This is a genomic window from Panacibacter ginsenosidivorans (assembly GCF_007971225.1).
GTDB classification, from domain to species: Bacteria; Bacteroidota; Bacteroidia; order Chitinophagales; family Chitinophagaceae; genus Panacibacter; species Panacibacter ginsenosidivorans.
Genome location: NZ_CP042435.1, coordinates 2,938,062 through 2,958,296, shown reverse-complemented (window position 1 = coordinate 2,958,296; position 20,235 = coordinate 2,938,062). Strand labels below are relative to the sequence as shown.

The 20,235-nt window shown below is 38.8% G+C and carries 16 protein-coding genes; 11 read left to right on the top strand and 5 right to left on the bottom strand.

Annotated elements, in window-relative coordinates:
- Nucleotides 1-16 precede the first annotated feature (16 nt).
- Together FRZ67_RS12470 and FRZ67_RS12465 are read right to left on the bottom strand one after the other, a co-directional pair.
- Complete coding sequence (locus FRZ67_RS12470) at nt 17-754, bottom strand: ParA family protein (protein WP_147189881.1); 738 nt, start codon at nt 752-754, stop codon at nt 17-19.
- Nucleotides 755-990: 236 nt separating this feature from the next.
- Nucleotides 991-1,440: a DinB family protein gene (locus tag FRZ67_RS12465; RefSeq protein ID WP_147189880.1), complete on the bottom strand. Its 450-nt coding sequence runs from the start codon at nt 1,438-1,440 to the stop codon at nt 991-993.
- 223 nt (nt 1,441-1,663) lie between these two features.
- Between FRZ67_RS12465 and modA the strand changes: the two genes are divergently transcribed.
- From modA to FRZ67_RS12450, 3 genes are all read left to right on the top strand, one after another.
- On the top strand, nt 1,664-2,425 hold the full coding sequence (modA, locus tag FRZ67_RS12460; protein ID WP_147189879.1) for a molybdate ABC transporter substrate-binding protein: 762 nt from the start codon (nt 1,664-1,666) through the stop codon (nt 2,423-2,425).
- Between the two features lie 194 nt (nt 2,426-2,619).
- A complete protein-coding gene (gene modB, locus FRZ67_RS12455) occupies nt 2,620-3,294 on the top strand; it encodes a molybdate ABC transporter permease subunit (RefSeq protein WP_192903870.1) in 675 nt (224 codons plus the stop codon).
- A complete protein-coding gene (locus tag FRZ67_RS12450) occupies nt 3,291-4,151 on the top strand; it encodes an ATP-binding cassette domain-containing protein (RefSeq protein WP_147189878.1) in 861 nt (286 codons plus the stop codon). Before modB ends, FRZ67_RS12450 begins: the two co-directional genes overlap by 4 nt.
- Nucleotides 4,152-4,191: 40 nt before the next feature.
- Here the strand turns inward: FRZ67_RS12450 and FRZ67_RS23935 are convergent, their stop codons facing one another.
- Nucleotides 4,192-4,392, bottom strand: a complete 201-nt coding sequence (locus FRZ67_RS23935) for a TPM domain-containing protein (protein ID WP_147193210.1) — start codon at nt 4,390-4,392, stop codon at nt 4,192-4,194.
- A 599-nt stretch (nt 4,393-4,991) separates the two neighbouring features.
- Here FRZ67_RS23935 and FRZ67_RS12440 point away from each other — a divergent pair.
- Nucleotides 4,992-7,805: a TonB-dependent receptor gene (locus FRZ67_RS12440; protein WP_147189877.1), complete on the top strand. Its 2,814-nt coding sequence runs from the start codon at nt 4,992-4,994 to the stop codon at nt 7,803-7,805.
- A 51-nt stretch (nt 7,806-7,856) separates the two neighbouring features.
- Nucleotides 7,857-9,278, top strand: coding sequence for a beta-helix domain-containing protein (locus tag FRZ67_RS12435; protein ID WP_192903869.1), 1,422 nt, complete (start codon nt 7,857-7,859; stop codon nt 9,276-9,278).
- 371 nt (nt 9,279-9,649) lie between these two features.
- Here FRZ67_RS12435 and FRZ67_RS12430 read toward each other — a convergent pair whose 3' ends face one another.
- Complete coding sequence (locus FRZ67_RS12430; protein ID WP_147189876.1) at nt 9,650-10,042, bottom strand: MerC domain-containing protein; 393 nt, start codon at nt 10,040-10,042, stop codon at nt 9,650-9,652.
- Nucleotides 10,043-10,168: 126 nt separating this feature from the next.
- Here FRZ67_RS12430 and FRZ67_RS12425 point away from each other — a divergent pair, with 126 nt between their 5' ends.
- Together FRZ67_RS12425 and FRZ67_RS12420 are read left to right on the top strand one after the other, a co-directional pair.
- A complete protein-coding gene (locus tag FRZ67_RS12425) occupies nt 10,169-10,819 on the top strand; it encodes an SCO family protein (RefSeq protein WP_147189875.1) in 651 nt (216 codons plus the stop codon).
- A 10-nt stretch (nt 10,820-10,829) separates the two neighbouring features.
- On the top strand, nt 10,830-11,246 hold the full coding sequence (locus tag FRZ67_RS12420) for a Fur family transcriptional regulator (protein ID WP_147189874.1): 417 nt from the start codon (nt 10,830-10,832) through the stop codon (nt 11,244-11,246).
- Nucleotides 11,247-11,317: 71 nt separating this feature from the next.
- Here FRZ67_RS12420 and FRZ67_RS12415 read toward each other — a convergent pair whose 3' ends face one another.
- The gene (locus FRZ67_RS12415; protein WP_147189873.1) at nt 11,318-12,349 is read right to left on the bottom strand and encodes a radical SAM/SPASM domain-containing protein; all 1,032 of its coding nucleotides are present in this window, start codon (nt 12,347-12,349) and stop codon (nt 11,318-11,320) included.
- Between the two features lie 224 nt (nt 12,350-12,573).
- Here FRZ67_RS12415 and FRZ67_RS12410 point away from each other — a divergent pair, with 224 nt between their 5' ends.
- The 4 genes from FRZ67_RS12410 to FRZ67_RS12395 all read left to right on the top strand — a co-directional run bounded on the left by FRZ67_RS12410 (nt 12,574) and on the right by FRZ67_RS12395 (nt 20,098).
- Complete coding sequence (locus FRZ67_RS12410) at nt 12,574-14,529, top strand: M1 family aminopeptidase (protein WP_147189872.1); 1,956 nt, start codon at nt 12,574-12,576, stop codon at nt 14,527-14,529.
- 236 nt (nt 14,530-14,765) lie between these two features.
- Complete coding sequence (locus FRZ67_RS12405) at nt 14,766-15,548, top strand: GH25 family lysozyme (protein ID WP_147189871.1); 783 nt, start codon at nt 14,766-14,768, stop codon at nt 15,546-15,548.
- Between the two features lie 164 nt (nt 15,549-15,712).
- On the top strand, nt 15,713-16,768 hold the full coding sequence (locus tag FRZ67_RS12400) for an efflux RND transporter periplasmic adaptor subunit (RefSeq protein ID WP_147193209.1): 1,056 nt from the start codon (nt 15,713-15,715) through the stop codon (nt 16,766-16,768).
- A gap of 258 nt (nt 16,769-17,026) precedes the next feature.
- Nucleotides 17,027-20,098 carry an efflux RND transporter permease subunit gene (locus FRZ67_RS12395; protein ID WP_147189870.1) on the top strand — a complete coding sequence of 1,024 codons (3,072 nt, stop codon included), beginning with the start codon at nt 17,027-17,029 and terminating at the stop codon, nt 20,096-20,098.
- The last annotated feature ends 137 nt before the right edge of the window (nt 20,099-20,235 follow it).

The window sequence follows — 20,235 nt, the reverse complement described above, 5'->3', positions numbered from 1 at the left end:
GTAGCTGATACAAAAATCAAAGGCATGTTTTCTTTATTTCATTCCATAGATCGCGGTAGCATTGCGCAGCATAACTGCTATTGGCAAATTCAAAAATGGGTTGTTGGTGCGTACCCATTTTCTCCACGTCACTCAGGTATGGGATATAATTTTTAAAGAATAGCTTGTCTTTATAAAACTCCTGCATCACTTCATGGTGCAGGTTCTTGCGGTGATCTACCATACTAAAAAAACATTTCAGAGTGCCTGCGTCAAGATCATTTTCTTTAAAATAATTCATTACCGTTTCAAACGACCGTATGGATAAAGTAGTAGGAATATTAGGCATCAGCACCCAGTCTGCCGCATTAAAAATATTTTCGTGTAGGAGTGATATGCCCGGCGGGCAATCCAGTATTACCAGGTCGAACTGTTTTAAACCGGTCAGTACGCTCTTCAGTTTCTTTTTACTTTGTTTCAAATCATCCAGCGCCAGGTCTGCATTGCGTGCTGAAAGATCGGCCGGTATTACCCAAAGGTTTTCAAATGCCGAATCCTGCGCGGCATCTTTGGCCGCCAGTTCGCCGGTTATCAGTTTGCGGCTTTCATTTTTTACATCTGCTTTTACATTCAGGTAAAATGACGAAGAGCCTTGTGGGTCAAGGTCCCACACCAATGTTTTTAAACCATCTGCAGCGGCCAGGTAGGCCAGGTTTACGGCAGCGGCAGTTTTGCCCACACCACCTTTTAAATTGTAAAGTGCTATAGATACCATAAAATAAATATACAAAAGATTTATTGCTGTTAACCGAGGGGGAACAATCTTTTGGATGGAGAACTTTTTTATTGGCCCGGCTCCAGTGCATAAGCGGGGCATTGGTTGCGTCGCACTCTTGTACTACTAGAACTTTATGCAGCTTTATTGATGGTGCCGCAGCCCGTAAATATAACTGACGGCTTAATTCCGGCAACCAAACGAAAACGCAGGTTATAAGAACCTGCGATGCTGTTTTATTGTCCGTATTTTAGAATAATGCCGAGTTGACCCGCATGATAAGCCGTATGTGTAACAATTCTGCCCAAAGCCTCTGCCATCGTTTTTGTGCCAAACTCCTTTGTGGTGATTGATTGCTCCCAACTTTCTTCCTTTACCTGAAGGATTGCCTTTCTTAATACAGTTGCAGACTGGTGCACATATTCTTTTAACTCAGCAAGGGTTATCCATTCTCCTGTATCTTTTTGGGCAATCACTGTTTTAGCATGAACCTGTATTTCCTTTAGTTGAAATACATTTTTGGCAAACAGCATTTCCACATCACCAATATGGCGAATAAGAAATCCTATACTATTTGGTGATGGCGATAATTTCTTAGGTAAATCATCTTCGGCTACAACATCCAATAGTTTAGTAAAACGGGTTCTGCCTTCTTCCCAAAGCATCAAAAGATTTTCTGTCATCATGGTTGTTAAATTATATGGATAAATAATGGGCTAAAATAATAGGTTAGTAAGTTATTGATTTTATTCGGCAGTAAGAATGATGAGGAATTGCTTCCTGTTGCCATAAAAAATCAATAGTATAAGTGAGTGACACAACGAAGATGCCACAGTGTATTACAGCCGGCAACATAATAAATGATAGCATTGTTTACCCGGAAACTGCACATAAATAATATGTTTGGGTATGCGAAAATTTTTTTTCATTTCAATTATGTTATTGGCATTGGTTAGGGTTGCGGCCCAGAATAACAAAAAAGTTACTATAGCCGTGGCAGCCAATATGCAATATGCGATGAATGCATTGAAAGCAACATTTGAACAGCAAACAGGTATAAAAGTAGAAGTAATATTGGGCTCATCGGGCAAGCTTACCCAGCAGATCCTGGAAGGCGCACCTTACGATGTATTTATTTCTGCCGATACCAGCTACCCGCAAACACTACACAGGAACAAATTTGGTACGGTTCCACCACGCGTTTATGCAAAAGGTGTGCTGGTATTGTGGACAACAACGCCGGGCATTGTGCCTTCAAAAGATCTTAAGGTGCTGCTTACCGGCAATGTAAAAAAAATTGCCATTGCCAATCCCAAAACAGCGCCTTATGGTGTGGCGGCAGAAGCAATATTAAAGCATTATAATATCTATGATAAAGTAAAAGATAAACTTGTTTTTGGCGAAAACATTACACAAACAAATCAATTCATTTCGTCTCAGGCTGCCGATATTGGTTTTACAGCAAAGTCTGTAGTGCTGTCGGATGAGATGAAAGGAAAAGGCCGTTGGATTGACCTTGATATAAACACCTACGCACCCATTGAACAGGCCGCCGTTATCCTTAAGCATGGCGCAGAAACCAATAAAGATGCATCGGAAAAGTTTTACAGCTATCTTTATTCCAAAACTGCAAAAGATATTTTTAAACAGTTTGGGTATATTGTAAACTAGTGAAGTATTTATTTTAGGAGCCGGGCTGCAATGCAGGTGGCATCGCCTCTTGCGTTGCACACTTGTACTGAAGAAACAAAATTGAACAATAATGACCGCAGAACCGCCGAGACGCGAAGAAAAATGGAAAAAAATTCCTCTCCGTTTTTGCGCCTCAGCAGTATAAACTTTTATATCGATAGCCAAACAAGCTTATGATAGAATTTGAACCATTTTGGTTAACGTTGAAACTGGCTTTTGTTACTACACTTATATTGCTTGTTATTTCTATACCACTTGCCTGGTGGCTGGCATATAAAAAGAATAATTTTAAAACAGTTATAGAAGCAGTGGTAAGTATGCCGCTGGTATTGCCGCCTTCTGTTATTGGTTTCTATCTTTTGCTAGCCTTTAGCCCATCTCATGCATTTGGCAAATTGCTGCAGGATTATTTTGACATAAGGTTTGCATTCTCTTTCCCCGGTTTGGTAATAGCATCTGTTATTTACAGTTTGCCTTTTATGGTACACCCGGTGCATTCGGGTTTTAATTCTTTATCTCCCAATCTAAGGGAAGCATCTTATTCATTGGGAAAAACAAAATGGCAAACACTGTTCAATGTGTTGCTGCCAAATATAAAATCTTCATTGCTTTCTGGTATTGTACTAACCTTTGCGCATACTATTGGAGAATTTGGTGTGGTGTTGATGATCGGTGGTAATATTCCTGGGCAAACAAAAGTGGCATCTATTGCAATCTATGATGAAGTGGAAACAATGAATTATGATGCAGCAAATACTTATGCCCTGATTCTTTTTATTACTTCATTTATTATACTGCTTACATTGTATCTTGTTAACCGCCGTTTTGATAAGATAAAATTATTATGATCTCGTTTTCTCTGCAAAAGAAATTACATGCCGCCAACGGGAATATGCTTTTTGATATTAGCCATAATATTAAGCCGTGTTCTTTTATTGGTATCTATGGCGCATCAGGTGCAGGTAAAACTTCTTTATTAAGAATGCTTGCAGGTTTTCTTGAACCGGAAAAAGGGTTTATAAAAGTGCAGGAAAATAACTGGTATAGCAGCAATAGAAAAATAAATCTTGCTCCCCAAAAAAGAAGTATTGGTTTTGTATTCCAGGATTATGCCCTGTTTCCCAACATGACGGTAAAAGAAAACCTGTTGTTTGCAATAGATAAAGCTTCTCCTAAAAATCTGGTGGAGGAATTACTTGCTTTAGTAGAACTTGAACAACTCCACAACCGTAAGATACAAACACTTTCCGGCGGACAAAAGCAACGTGTGGCACTGGCAAGGGCACTGGTACGCAAACCAGACCTGCTGTTGTTAGATGAACCACTTTCTGCATTGGATGAAGAGCTAAGAGACAAACTACAGTCGCTTATTTTAAATGTACATAAACAATTCAATTTAACTACGCTGCTGGTAAGCCATGATATTGCAGAGATGATACGGCTTGCAGATGAGATCCTTTTTATTAAAGATGGCGTGGTAGAAAAAAGTGGCAGCCCGGTGGAAATGTTTGCTGCGCATAACAATGGAACGCTTCAGCTTGGCGGTATTGTAATAGACAAGATAAATGATGAATTGTGTTTGTTAATTGGCAGGGATTTGTTCAGGATAAAAGTTGATGCTACAAAATTAATAAGTTTTGAGAAAGGGGATAGTGTGATGGTGAATTTGGAAACGAAGGATGTTAAGTTGAAGAAATTAGTATAATATGCTTTTATTATGTTAGCTTTTTCTCCTTTCAGTAAAACTATCGTGAATTCTCATAGAGTTTTCTGATCAGGGCAGGTAGCCCATTTAAAGTGCCGCCGTAATACTCACCTTGTTTGAATAATGGTATAAAGTCATTGTCAATTGTTTGTTTGGTCTCACTATCGCTTAGTATGTTTTCAAGTCCATAGCCGATCTCGATTCTTATTCGCCTATAATTTGAAGAAATGCCTATAACTATACCGTTCTCCTTTACTTTTTACCTACTCCCCACATTCTAAAAGTAAATAATATAAAGTCTTCAAAATTTTCTTTTGTTGCAATGTTGTGTCTATGTTAGAATGCAGATTTCAATAGTTTTTTATTTTCAAAATCAGTGATAATACTGTCAAGTTTGGCTTTGGTGGCTTACTATTGCCTTCGATGACACTCTTGTTGTATTATTTATTTGGTAAAGGGCAGATTTTGTGCCGAAATAAATTACTTCAATTCTCAAGATTGTATTTAGACAAAACAGATCAAGAACTTGATAAAAAGAAGCAACTAAGTTTTATTGCTATTAAATTAATCAGCTTCCAAAACTCATTAAGTCATTAAAACTTATTAGTCCAGAGTTCCACACTTGGGATAATTTATTTAATTATTATAGAATGAAAACAAGTTGTACAAGAGTGCGACGCAACAGGCGATGCCATTATAACCTCAGCCAGGCTCAAAAAATCACTTCTTCTTCAATTACTTATGGAGTTAACATTGGCGTAACATTGCGGTAATGATTGCTTAACATTGGGGTAACATGCCCATAACATTGCCGGTATTCCTTTGCACAAAATTTAACACATGCAGGCGATTAGATGGGTAAACCGTTTAGTGATTGTGGGATTCTTTATTTTAAGTGCACAGGCTGTAAACGCTCAGAATGGAAAAGTTTCAGGCACCGTTTCAGATGAAAATAACAAACCGGTTATTGGCGCATCTGTAAAAGTACTCTCTCTTAATATTGGTGTGGCCACAGATGTTGATGGCCACTTTGAACTTACACTTCCTTCAGGGAAAAAATACGAGATTGAAATATCTGCTGTTGGTTTTGGTACCAAAACATTGACGGATGTTGAAGTAACTGCAGTACAGGTCAATAACCTGAATATTGCCCTGGTTGCAAAATCTGGTAACCTTGAAAATGTAACCGTAAAAACTTCTGCAAGAAAAGAAAGCACCAATGCTTTGATCACCTTCCAGAAAAATACCAATGCCGTTGCACAGGTTATTTCTGCGGAAGCTATACGCCGCTCACCAGATAAAAATACCGGGGAGGCCCTGAAACGCGTTACAGGGTTATCTATACAGGAGGGAAGATATATTGTGGTGCGTGGTTTAAGTGATCGTTATAACCAGGCAATGTTAAATGGAGTGTTGCTTTCCAGTACTGAACCAGACAGGAAGACTTTCTCCTTTGATATTTTTCCGGCAGCTATTGTTGAGAACATTATTGTAAACAAAACTTTTATTCCGGAGTATTCAGGTGAGTGGGCCGGTGGTTTGATACAGGTAAATACCAGGGATATTCCTGCCAAAGGATTTTTCAATATATCTATAGGAACAAACTTTAATACCAATACAATTGGGAAAGATATTTATACTTATCCCGGTGGTAAATTAGATTTTCTTGGTATCGATGATGGTTCAAGAGCATTACCTAATGGCTTTCCTACAAAAAATGCCTTTGGTGCATTAGACAATGCAACAAAAACACAACTTGGTGTAAGTCTTGCTGCCAAAAGCTGGGCACCGGAATTAAAAACAAGCTTTCTTAACACGCTCGGTCAGTCATTCCAGGCAAACGGAGGTTTCGTAACAAAGTTATTTAAGAAAGATTTAGGCGGTGTTGTTACGGTTACCTATAACAGAAGCGTAAAGAATCTTGATTACCAGAACAGTTTTTTTAATATCAATGATAACAAAGCAGATGCTTCTTTTATTTACCAGAACAATAAATATACCCAGGATGTATTGTGGGGAGCATTAGCGAATTTTTCTTTGAGACTTAATACCAATAATAAGATCAGTTTTAAAAACCTGATCAATGTAAACACTTCTGATTATGCTACGCTGCGTACGGGTAAAGACTATGAGTTTAACTCCCAGTTAGGGGAAAATATTAAAGCATATGAATATGGGTTCAGAAACAATACTTTCTTTAATACGCAATTAAACGGGGAACATAATATGCCCTCGCTTAAGTCTAAGTTTAACTGGTTTGGCAGCTTCAGTATTCTTGACCAGTATATTCCTCAACAGCGCCGTATCCAATATAACCAGGATCCTACTGATCCTAACGCACCATATCTTGCTTTGTTATCAAATACCCTTTCACAGAAAACAGGTAGCGTTTATTACAGCAACCTAAATGATTATATCTACAATTTTGGCGGTGATATAACTAACAATTTTACAATTGGCGGTAAGAAGCAATCGATAAAAGCAGGTTACAATTTCCAGGTAAAAGACAGGTTGTTTAATGCAAGACCGTTCTCAATATCTCTTGCATCAGATAATCCAACATTAAGAGCGCTTGATCCTTCACAGATATTTGCTGCTCAAAATTTTGGACCTGCAGATAATCAATTTCATTTTGATGAATTGTCAGGTATTTATTTCCGCTATTTAGCAAACACCATTTTAAATGCGGGATATATACAGTTCGATAATAACCTGACAGATAAATTGAGAGTTGTATGGGGTGTGCGTTATGAAAACTATGACCAATTAGTGGGTAGTACAAGAAAATCTGATCCAAGATACAGTTATAGTAAAGTAGGAGATTTTCTCCCCGCTATAAATACAACCTACAAACTAAGCCCAAGATCAAACCTTCGGTTTGCTGTATCACAAACCGTGGTAAGGCCTGAATTCAGGGAATTAACAGGAACAGCGTTCTATGATTTTGAAGTAGGTGCCACTATTATTGGTAATCCTAACCTCGAAAGGACAAAGGTTTCCAATATTGATCTTCGTTATGAAATATATCAAAGGCCCGGAGAATTATTTACACTTGGTGCTTTTTACAAATACTTCAATAACCCCATCGAGCTCGCCTTTAACCAAACAGGTGCAGGTTCTTCCAGCACATTCAATTACCTGGATAATGATAAGACAAGCGCACAAACCTACGGTGCAGAAATTGAATTCAGAAAGAAGCTTGATTTTATGCAGGCATTCAAAAGATTTACATTGGCTGGCAACTTCTCATATATCTACAATCGTGTAAAGTTCGATCAGCAATCTTTGAACAGGCCAATGCAGGGCCAGTCACCTTATCTGATCAATGCATCAATGCAGTATGATGTAGAAGAAGCCGGTCTTTATGCCACGCTCCTGTTTAATGAAGTAGGCCGTCGTATCCTGTATGTAGGTAATGAGCAATTGCCTCCGGTATGGGAAGCACCAAGACCATTGCTTGATCTGCAGATAGCAAAAAAGATTATGGACAAGAAGGGCGAATTAAAATTAAACATTTCTGATTTGCTTAATCAAAAAGCAAGATACTATCATGATCTTGATGGCAGCAAGAAGTACAACAGTGTAGATGCACTTGCTTTATCAAGAAACTATGGAACAAATGTGAGCTTAAGTTTTGCATACAACTTTAAATAAATCATAACTCATTATTAAGATCATTCAAACTCTTTAAATCTATAACACTTTATGAACAAGTTTTTGAGTCTATTAGTTGCAGCAGTAGTTTTAACTACATCGTGCCGCAAAATTGAAGAAGACGTAACTGTTATCGGGGGTAATAACGGCGGTACAGATTCTACGGCCGAGAATACTATTCTCGAAGGAAAGATCTCATCAGACAGAACATTGAAAGCAAATTATACTTACAAACTGAGGGGTATTGTATATGTTGTAAATGGTGCGAAACTTACTATTGAACCAGGTACCGTAATACAAGGGGAAAAAGGCACAAACTCAAGAGGCACACTCGTTATTACAAAGGGTTGTCAGATCATTGCAGATGCAACAAAAGATAATCCTATCGTTTTCACCTCAGATCAGGCAAATCCTGCGAGAGGCGATTGGGGTGGTATAGTCATTCTTGGTAATGCAAAAACAAACGCGTCTTATAATGGTGTGGCAGGCGTTGGTTCTGTTGAAGGTGGTGTAAATAATGCTGAGGGTCTTGGTTTATATGGTGGCACAAACGATGCCGATAATTCAGGCACACTCCGTTATGTACGTATTGAATATGCAGGTTATGCATACCTGCCCGATAACGAATTGAATGGGCTAACACTTGCCGGTGTAGGTAATGCAACTACTATTGATTACGTAGAAATTTTCAAAGCAAATGATGATGCTATTGAATGTTTCGGCGGATCAGTAAATCTTAAACACACTATTTTCATCAGCACACTTGATGATGATTTTGATACAGACAATGGATGGAGCGGTAAAGTTCAATGGGGGATTGTAATGAGAGATTCATCTGTTGCCGATATTTCAAAATCTGAATCTTTTGAAAGTGATAATGATGCAAATGGAAGCTCTCTTTTACCACAAACATCAGGCGTGTACAGCAATATTACTGTTATAGGGCCCAGAGCTACTACAGCAAACATTGGTAACAGCTTGTTCCTTGCAGGTGCACAAATAAGAAGAAATTCAACCATCTCTATCTTTAATTCTGTTATCATGGGTTATCCTACAGGATTGTTGATCGATGCAAGCAAGGGTACGCCAACAGATAATAATATTGCTGCAGGAACCTTATTCGTACAACATACAACTATTGCAGGTTGTGCTACACCGGTTAGCTATTCTGAAAGCACAAGTTCACCAACAGGATGGAAATCAGAATCCGCTGCACTCTGGTTTGCTACAACTGAATATGGTAATAGTATATTAGCTGCAAATGATGATGTAAAACTTGCGGCTCCTTATAATTACAGCAGCCCTGATTTTACTCCACAGGATGGTTCTCCGTTACTTACCGGTGCAGATTTTACCAATAGCAAACTTGCATCAGGATTTACGCCTACCAGTTATCGCGGTGCTGTTGGGCCAGTAGGCAGCGCAGATGCAGATTGGTGGAAAGGCTGGTCTAAACTTAATTTAAGCCTATAAGTTTTATAATACTGAAGCAGAGTTAATAATTAGATTTTATTCTGTTCACGCAAAATTTAAAGAGCATAAAGAATTTTGCAAATCAGTTTGTTCATATAGCATACAAACAACGAAGCAAGCAGATTATTTCTCATGTAACGGTCCCGGTTTTTACCGGGACTTTTTTATGAGCCAAGCGCTCAAACATGCATTAAGCTTTTGTTGCGTCGCACTCTTGTACTAGTGAATTGGTTTCAGCAATCAGCAGCCATGGTAACCTGTATATCCCTAGCATATTGAGTGCTGATACCTTATGGCTGACACCTGTTCCAAACGTACAAGTGAGTGACACAACAAAGATGCCATGTAATGCAAAAGCTTGTCAACAAAAATTAATGATCACAATCACTACTGTGTGCATGATCGTGTACACGGCAATAACTGTAATTAATAAAGTGTGCGCTTACAATAAGCAACACGGCGGGAATAAGAAACCAGAATTGATATTTGTGCCAGGCCTGTTTGCAAAACAACAAAGCAATACCAGTAGCAAATAGTAGAAATGGCAGCCAGCTGTGGTGGTGTTTCTTCCAGCCATGGTAGAGGGAGTAAGAACCAATGACCAATGCAAGCAAGATCATAAACACTTCGAAAGAAACATTGTCAATAATATTTACACCAAACAGGGGAAGCGAAGAAAGAAATAATGGCAGCAACGCACAATGTATAGCGCAGGCAAGCGATGTAGTAATTCCAAGTGCGTCCCAATTAATTTTCCTGTTCATCCGGTTATTAGGTGTTAGCCTGCAAAAATAATGGTTTGCAACTTTGTTGCAAAACAAAAGTTAACTTGATTTACCATACCTGCAGGAGCTTTAACTTTGCGTTGTAATTTTCTGAGGTAACAACACATGAAAAAAAAATTCATCGGTTATAGCATCTTCTTTGTAATACTTACAGGCTTGTTTCTGCTGTTTTCTTTTTGGGGCACCGATAACTGGAGGGCAAAATCACCGATAATAAGCAATGTAAAGCCATTTACTTTTTTAAACCAGGATGGTAAAGACTTTACAGAAAAAGATATGCAAGGAAAAGTGGTGGTGGTAAACTTTTTTTTTACAACGTGCAAGGGTATTTGCCCAAAGATGAATGGCAACATGCATAAGATCTATGATGCGTTTAAAGATGAACCGGGGTTTATGATCGTATCGCATACCTGCGATCCTGAAACAGATTCGGTGCCGGTAATAAAACATTATGCAGATTCTTTGAAGATTGATGAACACAAATGGGTTTTCTTGACGGGCAGGAAGGACAGTCTTTATGCACAGGCAAGAAATAGTTATTTGCTGGATGATCCAAAGAATTCACTCGTGAATATTAACGACCAGTTTTTACATACACAATTCTTTGCACTGGTTGATAAAAATGGTGATGTACGCGGACAGGTATACGACGGATTAAAACAGGAAGAACTTGACAAACTAAAAGATGATATAAGAACCTTATTGAAAGAGAAAGCAAATGGCACAACGTTTAGTAATAATCTTTTTGGTAATTAATCTTTAGTATATGAAAAACGAAGTTGCAGAAATTCTGAAGCGCAATCAACTAAGCATTACAGAAAGCAGGAGAAAAATACTGGAGTTGTTCAGGCTTACAAATGGCGCATTGGCACATGCAGATATTGAAACAAAAACCGGTGAACATTTTGACCGCGTTACCATTTACCGTACACTGCAAACTTTTGTAGAAAAAGGTATCATACATACTATTCCAACCGTTGATAATTCTGTGCTGTATGCTTTGTGCAAAGACCAATGCAGCGAAGGCCATCACCACGATAATCATGTGCATTTTATTTGCGATGATTGCGGCACTGCTTATTGTCTGGAAAATATTTCTATTCCTGAAGTAAAATTGCCGGCAGGTTTTAAACAGTCACAGACAGATGTTTTGGTAAGTGGTGTTTGCGATAAGTGTTCGTAGATTTTTTATGAGCCCAGCTCAGGAATATAAATGAAGCTTTTGTTGCGTCGCACTCTTGTACGTTCTGTACTTTATTCTTCCCACACTTTCAAACCTTCACTGCAGTTAGCACAGATATCAATATTCTTGCGGCTTGTCATTAACTCTTTTCGGAATTGTTTGTAGTTATCATTGTTCCATGTTTCTTTAAAAGACTGCATTTTTAAATTACCCAGCTGGTGCGTTGCGTCTTTATCAAAACAACAGGGCACAACTAAACCATCCCAGGTAATTACATTGGCATGCCACAGCTTCCAGCAATGATTATTTAGGCCGCTTTTTATTTTCATCTTACCATCTTTGCCAACTTTATAGCGGCTGTATTTTTCATTTGTTGGAATTAACTGGTTGGGATCATTTTCATAATCGTAGACCTGTGCAGTTTTAAAACGCACCTGATCCACACCAATTTCTTTTGCCAGTTTTTTTATGTCTTCTATCTGGTGCTCATTTGGTTTAACTACAAGAAACTGGAAGAATACAAAGGGTGTTTTGCTTTTTAATTCTTTTTTCCATCTTACAATATTGCGTGCACCTTCCAGTACTTTATCCAGTTTTCCACCAACGCGGTATTGTTGATAAACATCCTGCGTGGTACCATCTATGGAAATGATCAAACGATCGAGGCCACTTTCTACCGTTTTCTTTGCTTTCTCATCTGTTAAGTAATGTGCATTGGTTGATGTAGCGGTGTAAATACCTTTATCATGAGCATACTTTACCATGTCGAGAAAATCAGGATTTAAAAAAGGCTCTCCCTGGAAATAAAAAATAAGGTAGAGCAGCTCTTTATAAATATCATCAATGGTTTCCCTGAAAAAATCTTTCTTAAGCATACCCGTTGGCCTTGAAAATTCTCTTAAGCCGCTGGGGCATTCGGGGCATCTTAGGTTGCAGGATGTAGTTGGTTCAAATGATATAGAAACAGGATAACCCCACTGCATGGGCTTACCGGTAAGTTTACTTAACTGATAACTAGCCATTACACGTGTAGCATTCCATACACGGCGTATGGTAAGTTTGCTAAATAAGTTAATGGTGTCGTTCCAATTGAAATAAGGCATAGAGTGACAAAATTAAGCCTATAATAATATACATGGTTTACGAATGGAGGTATATGTTTATTATCTTGCAACTGCTGACAATTGTTAGTTTAAATGTTGCTGGATTAAGTTGATACCGTACAAGAGTGCGACGCAATAGGAGCCCAATGTATATTCTGCTACCCGGTTCAAAAAAAATTGTATTTCAATATCCTGTTGCTTAAATAAAAACTAATCAGTTCTGTATGAAAGACAAATTATTTTTTGCATTATTTCTGCTGGCAACAAATTCTTTGGATGCGCAACAGCTTTGTAAGGAAGTAAACAATATTGCTGGCATTGAAAGAGCTGCGCATGCAAAATTATTGAACAAGGACTTGTCGTCTTTAACGCAGGCTTCGGGCAATTACAATGTTACTTACTATAAATGTGAATGGAATATTGATCCTGCAAATTATTATATTTCAGGAAAGGTTACACCTTATTTTATCATAACAGCGCCAACAGATAACATTGTATTTGATCTTTCCACTGCATTAAAAGTAGACAGCGTTATTGTGCGTAAAAGAAAGCTTTCTTTCTCGCAGGGTTCGGATGAAACACTTACAATACAATTGCCAAAGGCCTACAGGAAAGGCAAAAGGGATTCTGTTGCTATTTATTACAGAGGAGTTCCAGTTGGCAGTGGTTTTGGCTCTTTTATACAATCTCAACATAATGGCGTGCCGGTACTGTGGACACTGAGTGAACCTTATGGGGCAAGGGACTGGTGGCCCTGCCGTAACGGCCTTGATGATAAAGCAGACAGTATTGATATTTATGTTACCCATCCAAACCAATACAAAACATCTTCAAACGGTGTATTGATTAGTACAATACCAAATGGTACAAATATTACAACGCATTATAAGCATCGTTATCCGATCGCAAGTTATCTCGTAGCAATTTCGGTTACCAATTTTAATGTGTTTACAGATAATGTACAATTGGGCAACATTTCTCTGCCCGTAATTTCTTATGTGTACCCGGAAGACTCTGTTTACTTTCATAACAACACACATTTAATGCTGGATGCAATGCGCTTATACAATCAGCGCTTTGTTCCTTATGCTTTCATGAACGAGCGATATGGCCAGACTGAATTTGGATGGGGCGGCGGTATGGAACATCAAACCAATTCATTTATTACTTCACCTGGCGAAAACCTGATGGCACATGAACTTTCACATCAATGGTTTGGTGATCGTGTTACCTGTGGCAGCTGGGAAGACATCTGGCTGAATGAGGGGTTCGCTACTTTTTGTGCAGACTTTTTATATACAGAAACATATCATCCTGATCAACTGGCAGAATCAGTAAAAAATAATCTTGATTATATTGTTTCAGAACCCGAGGGCTCTGTGAAAGTGGATGATACTACAAGCGTGGGACGCATCTTTGACAGCAGGCTCTCTTATTCAAAAGGCGCCTTTCTCTTGCGTATGCTGCGATGGACATTGGGGGATACCAATTTCTTTAAGGCTATCCATAATTACCTGAACGATCCAAAATTACGGTATGGCTTTGCACGCACTTCAGATCTTAAAATAAAGCTGGAAGCAGTAAGTGGCAAAGATCTTACTTACTTTTTTGATCAATGGTTTGCAGGTCAAGGGTATCCCAGCTTTACAGTAAATTGGAGCCAGGATGCTGCTAACAAAGCAAGTATAAATATCAGTCAAACCACATCCAATAGCTCCGTAAGTTTTTATAAAGTGCCGCTGGCATTGAGATTTAAAAATGCAACACAAACAAAAACTATTGTGGTAGACCATACTACAAATAACCAGTCGCTTGTGGCTGATATCGGATTCAAAGCAGACTCTGTATTCATCGATCCTGATATGGAACTTATCAGTAAAAATAATGTATCCATAAAAACAATGCTCTCCCAACCAGCGCCTGCACTTACACCGCTTCTGGTTTCACCAAATCCATTTACCAACACTATTAATTTTTCTTTGCCTGATTCAGGAAACAAGAAAGTATTGATCCGCTTGTTTGATATGTATGGCCATCTCGTACTAACAAAGTCCGTTGTCACAATAACAGCCAATCAAAAATACAGTATTGATGTGCCTGCTTTTGCAAAGCCTGGAATATACATGCTATATATTACTGTTGACGGCAAATCAACCTCACATCTTGTAATTAAGGAATAGTACATTTTTATCAGCGTTTGTATTTGCTTGGATATTTATTATTTTATTTTGAACTAAGCCAATGCCGCTGATTTTTATTTTACAAGCTGCGGCATTTCATGGCAGCGCCGGTTGTGTCACTCACTTGTGTTTTCTAAACATGACGCGTCAGTACAAAAGATATTTTATTTACAATTTTCTTAGATGATCGTCACTTTAAAGGCAATCATTTTTGTTTTATCATTGTGCCATTCAATATGGCAAAACCGGCAGCAAAGAAAAAGCGTAACAGGTGGTGGCTTATACCCTTTATAATTGTAGCATTGTTGTGTGCATACATTGCTGCATTTTACTGGTGGCAGCAACAGTCAGAAAACAAAGCAAAATTTACGATGTATCCCGGCTTCGGTATTGAACTTCCTTCCAGTTATGCCATACATGGCATTGATGTAAGCACTTTTCAGCAAACAGTTTACTGGCCCTCTGTAAAAAGCATGCAGGTTAAAGATGTAAAAGTTGGCTTTGTTTTTATAAAAGCAACTGAAGGTTTACTCAACACAGATAAACAATTCAGGAGAAACTGGCAACAGGTTAAGGCAGCAAATATTCCACGGGGTGCTTATCATTTTTTTCTTGCAACAAAAGATGGCAAAGCACAGGCCAATAATTTTATCAATCGTGTAAAGTTGGAACCCGGCGATCTTCCACCGGTACTTGATGTAGAACAACTTTATGGCGTTGCTCCAGCCCTTATGCAGCAGCGTGTAAAAGCATGGTTACAAACGGTAGAAGCTGCGTATGATATAAAACCAATTATATATTCTTCTGCGGATTTTTATAACCGCTATCTCGGTAAAGATTTTGATGATTATCCATTGTGGGTGGCGCATTATTTTGAACAAAAGCAGCCACATGTAGAAAGAACGTGGCAGTTTTGGCAGCATAGCAGCATTGGGCATGTAAACGGAATTACCACAAATGTTGACTTTAATGTTTTCAATGGTGATTCAGCTGCGTTCAAAACAATATTGGTGAAATAAATTTCCCAGACCTGTCAACAATAATTATTTGTGTCATAAACACACTTCCAAAATTTCCATTCATCATATTTTGCATATTGCATTCAAATCAATTGCGTAAAGAGTACAGATTCTGCTATATCTTTATTTTTTAATCACCTGGGAAAAAACTTATCATGCATTCAATGCAACGCTTCATTGCATTATTATTTATAACAACGCTATTTTTCTTTTCGTGCAAAAGTAAAAAGCAGGCACCTCAAACTCCCCCAGCCTCGCCACCTGTGGAAGTAGATGTAATTGTTGCAGCAGGTGAGAACATCAGCAATTCTATTGAAGTAAACGGAACAGTAGTAGCCAATGAATCTGCGGAACTGCGGCCTGAAATAAGTGGACGGCTTACTTATCTTAATGTTCCTGAAGGTAAGCCGGTTCAGCAAGGTACCGTGCTTGCAAGGATCAACAGTGCAGATCTTGAGGCACAGATAAGCAAAAGTAAAGTGCAGTTAGATCTTGCGCAGCAAACAGAAGAGCGGTTGCGTAAACTACTGGATATACACGGTGTAAACCAGGCTGACTATGATGCTGCATTAAATAATGTAAACAGTTTAAAAGCAGATATAAATTATACAGAAGCGCTCATCGATAAAACAGTGATCCGTGCGCCTTTTACAGGCGTTATAGGTTTGCGCCAGGTAAGCCCAGGGGCTTATGTTACACCTGCTAATATTATTGCTACCATACAACAGGTTAATAAATTAAAAATAGATTTCACTTTGCCGGAAGCATACGCAAATGCTGTGCAGCGCGGCGCTTATATAGATGTACTCACAGATGAAGCTACCGGAAAAAAAGAAAAGGCGCTCATCATTGCAACAGAGCCACAGGTAGATATTAACACACGCAATCTTAAAGTACGTGCAGTGCTGGAATCTTCTAATGCAAACCCGGGTTCGTTTGTAAAAGTTTACGTGGTTACAGGCAAAGACCGCAGCAGTGTAATGGTTCCAACGAATGCAATTATTCCTGACGCAATGAATAAAAAAATTGGTACTGTAAAAAATGGTAAGGCTAAGTTTGTAGATGTAGAAACCGGCGTAAGAAAGCAAGGCACCATTGAAGTAACAAAAGGGGTGCAGGCAGGTGATACAATCATTGTGAGCGGCGTTTTATTTGCACGCCCCAACTTACCGGTACAAATAAGAGCCGTGAAAAAAATTGATGAAGTTGTAGAGCATTAATTTTTTTTGTGATCAGTTGTACATGCAGCATCACCGGTTGTGTCACTCACTTGTACGTCTAGTCCAAAAGTCAGCAAGGTCCGAGATTCGGCTACATTAAACGATGGTCTTTTGACTTACCGACTTTCTGACTTGTATACTTCAGTACAAGAGTGCGACGCAAGGAACGATGAGCAAAGAGCAAAACGGCAGGCTCATAAAAAAAGAAAAAATTTTTGATAAATAATTCTTTGCGGTAAAAAATAGCATACTAACCAGATGAATATTTCAGAACTTTCATTGAAACGCCCGGTATTGGCAACAGTTATGAATCTTGCCATTCTGTTATTTGGTGTGGTAGGCTACACTTTTCTTGCATTGCGTGATTATCCGGCTATCGATCCTCCCATTATAAATGTACGTACCAGTTATGTAGGGGCTAATGCTGATATCATTGAAAGCCAGATCACCGAACCAATAGAGAAAGAAGTAAATGGTATTCCGGGTATTAAAAGTATTACTTCATCAAGCCAGGTAGGCTCCAGTAACATTACAGTAGAGTTTAACCTTGATGTAGACCTTGAAACTGCGGCTAATGATGTTCGCGATAAAGTGAGCCAGGCCCAGCGTAGCCTGCCGCAGGATATAGATGCGCCTCCCGTTGTAAGCAAAGCAGATGCTAACGGTGATTTCATTATTCTTATGGCTATACAAAGTCCAACGAAGAGTTTACTGGAGTTGAGCGATTATGCGGAAAATGTGCTTCAGCAAAGACTCCAGACTATTAATAATGTAAGCGCCATTAATATTTTCGGCCAAAAAAGATATGCCATGCGCATCTGGCTGGAGCCGGATAAAATGAGTGCTTTTAATATTTCTTATACAGACATTAATGATGCGCTCAACAAAGAAAATGTTGAAATACCCGCCGGTAAAATTTACGGCAACAATACTGAGTTAACAATAAGAACATTGGGCAGGCTTACAACAGAACAACAATTTAACGATGTTGTTATTACAGAAAATGCTACCGGCATTGTGCGTTTGGGCGATGTGGCTAAAATTGAATTAGGCCCCGAAGTACTTGAGCAATCCTGGAAATATAATGGCGTAAATGCTGTGGGTATTGCGGTAATTCCGCAACCGGGCGCCAATTATGTAAAGATCACAGACGAATTTTATAAACGACTTGCTGAGATAGAACAATCAAATAAAAGCGATATAGTATTCCATGTGCTTAATGACAATTCAAAACTTGTTCGCCAGTCAATCTCAGAAGTGGAAGAAACATTATTGATCTCTTTTAGCCTTGTGGTATTAGTGATACTTTTTTTCTTCAGGAATTTTTTAATAGCTATTCGTCCGCTGATAGATATTCCTATTTCTCTGGTAGCCACATTTTTTATTATGTACCTGGCAGGGTTTTCTATCAATATATTAACGTTGCTGGGTATTGTGCTGGCAACCGGTTTAGTGGTAGATGATGGCATTGTTGTTACGGAAAATATTTTCAGAAAACTGGAGCATGGGTTTCCCATACGTAAAGCAGCATTAGAAGGAAGTAAGGAAATTTTCTTTGCAGTTATTTCTACTTCTATCACACTCGCCGTTGTTTTTTTACCGGTAATATTTTTGGAAGGATTTGTAGGAAGTTTATTTCGTGAGTTTGGTATTGTAGTAGCAGCAGCTGTATTGATCTCCGCTTTTGTATCGCTTACAATAACACCGGTGCTAAATGTGTATTTAACAAGCAAGAATGCACAGCATGGTTGGTTTTACAAAAAAACAGAACCATTCTTTGCAGGCATGGAAAATGGGTATAAACGAACATTGCAAAGATTTATGAAAGTGCGGTGGATGGCATGGGTTATTATCGCCATTTGTGGTATTATTATCTGGTTCGTTGGATCACAGTTGCAAAGTGAACTGGCGCCGATGGAGGATCACAATGTTGTTCGTTTTTCATTGACTGGCCCTGAAGGAACCAGCTATGATAAAATGCAAAGTATCTCAGACAGTGTAGTTAATTTTTTATATGACTCTGTGCCGGAACGGGATTTTGTTTTTGCAGCTACACCAGGCTTCAGTGGAACCGGCGCTAACAGTGGTTTTGGCCGTTTGGGACTTACACCTTCTGCAGATCGTGTAAGAAGCCAAAATGAAATAGCGCAGGACGTTAGCAAAAAAGTTTCCCGCTTTAATGATGCAAGAATCTTTGCCATACAGGAGCAAACTATTGCTGTAGGATTTGGTTCGCGGGGAGGGTTGCCTGTTCAATTTATTTTACAAAACCTCGACTTTCAAAAACTACAGGATGTAATTCCTAAGTTTCTCGAAGAAGCAAGAAAAGATCCAACCTTCCAGAATGTTGATGTGAATTTGAAATTCAATAAACCGGAACTCCAGTTAACGGTAGATCGTGTAAAAGCAAAAGATCTGGGACTTTCCACAACGGATGTAGCGGGTGCTGTGCAGGCTGCATTCAGTGGAAGAAGGCTTGCTTACTTTATCATGAATGGAAAGCAATACCAGGTGATAGGACAGGTAGAAAGACAGGACCGCAACAAACCTGCAGACATAGAAAAATTATATGTACGGAATAACCGCGGTGAAAATATTCCATTGAGTGCCGTAGTTAATTTAACGGAAAGCAGCAGCCCGCCTACATTATATCATTACAACCGTTTTAAGAGTGCAACCATTTCTGCATCACTCGCTGATGGTAAAACAATTGGTGATGGTGTAAAATCAATGCGTGCAATTGCGTCAAAATTATTAGACGAAAGTTTTCAAACATCACTTAGCGGCCCTTCAAGGGATTATGAAGAAAGCTCTTCTAATACAGCTTTCGCATTTGGGCTTGCACTAATGCTCATTTATCTTGTATTGGCCGCACAGTTCGAAAGTTTTCTTGATCCTTTCACTATCATGTTAACAGTGCCATTGGCGTTGGCTGGCGCATTGTTAAGCTTATATATATTCGATCAAACGATCAATATCTTTTCACAGATCGGTATGATCATGCTGATCGGTCTTGTAACAAAGAATGGTATATTGATCGTTGAATTTGCCAACAAAAAAAGAGAGAATGGTATGTCGCGTATGCAGGCAGTTGTAGAAGCTGCAACACAGCGTTTGCGCCCCATCTTAATGACAAGCCTTGCTACTTCTTTTGGTGCATTGCCAATTGCATTAAGTTTAGGAGCATCAGCCACAAGTCGCATACCATTGGGTATTGTAATTGTTGGTGGTATTATATTTTCACTGATACTTACTTTGTTTGTAATACCTGCTGTGTACACATTCATATCCGGTATTCATAAAACAAAAACAATAGAAGTTTCTGAATAATTTTTGAGCCGGCTTTAGAATAAGAATGCAGCTTTTCTTGCGTCGCACACTTGTACTTGTGAATGGTGAATCAGATAGCAGTACCAATTTATTGACCATTTACGATTGGCGATTCTCGTTCCAAAAGCACAAGTGAG

Bases quoted from the DNA above. Each gene is read 5' to 3' on its own strand.
- FRZ67_RS12470 (WP_147189881.1), bottom strand. From the start codon at position 754: ATGGTATCTATAGCACTTTACAATTTAAAAGGTGGTGTGGGCAAAACT.
- FRZ67_RS12435 (WP_192903869.1), top strand. From the start codon at position 7,857: ATGAACAAGTTTTTGAGTCTATTAGTTGCAGCAGTAGTTTTAACTACA.
- FRZ67_RS12400 (WP_147193209.1), top strand. From the start codon at position 15,713: ATGCAACGCTTCATTGCATTATTATTTATAACAACGCTATTTTTCTTT.
- FRZ67_RS12465 (WP_147189880.1), bottom strand. From the start codon at position 1,440: ATGATGACAGAAAATCTTTTGATGCTTTGGGAAGAAGGCAGAACCCGT.
- FRZ67_RS12405 (WP_147189871.1), top strand. From the start codon at position 14,766: ATGGCAAAACCGGCAGCAAAGAAAAAGCGTAACAGGTGGTGGCTTATA.
- FRZ67_RS12425 (WP_147189875.1), top strand. From the start codon at position 10,169: ATGAAAAAAAAATTCATCGGTTATAGCATCTTCTTTGTAATACTTACA.
- modA (WP_147189879.1), top strand. From the start codon at position 1,664: ATGCGAAAATTTTTTTTCATTTCAATTATGTTATTGGCATTGGTTAGG.
- FRZ67_RS12395 (WP_147189870.1), top strand. From the start codon at position 17,027: ATGAATATTTCAGAACTTTCATTGAAACGCCCGGTATTGGCAACAGTT.
- FRZ67_RS12410 (WP_147189872.1), top strand. From the start codon at position 12,574: ATGAAAGACAAATTATTTTTTGCATTATTTCTGCTGGCAACAAATTCT.
- FRZ67_RS12415 (WP_147189873.1), bottom strand. From the start codon at position 12,349: ATGCCTTATTTCAATTGGAACGACACCATTAACTTATTTAGCAAACTT.
- modB (WP_192903870.1), top strand. From the start codon at position 2,620: ATGATAGAATTTGAACCATTTTGGTTAACGTTGAAACTGGCTTTTGTT.
- FRZ67_RS12450 (WP_147189878.1), top strand. From the start codon at position 3,291: ATGATCTCGTTTTCTCTGCAAAAGAAATTACATGCCGCCAACGGGAAT.
- FRZ67_RS12430 (WP_147189876.1), bottom strand. From the start codon at position 10,042: ATGAACAGGAAAATTAATTGGGACGCACTTGGAATTACTACATCGCTT.
- FRZ67_RS12440 (WP_147189877.1), top strand. From the start codon at position 4,992: ATGCAGGCGATTAGATGGGTAAACCGTTTAGTGATTGTGGGATTCTTT.
- FRZ67_RS12420 (WP_147189874.1), top strand. From the start codon at position 10,830: ATGAAAAACGAAGTTGCAGAAATTCTGAAGCGCAATCAACTAAGCATT.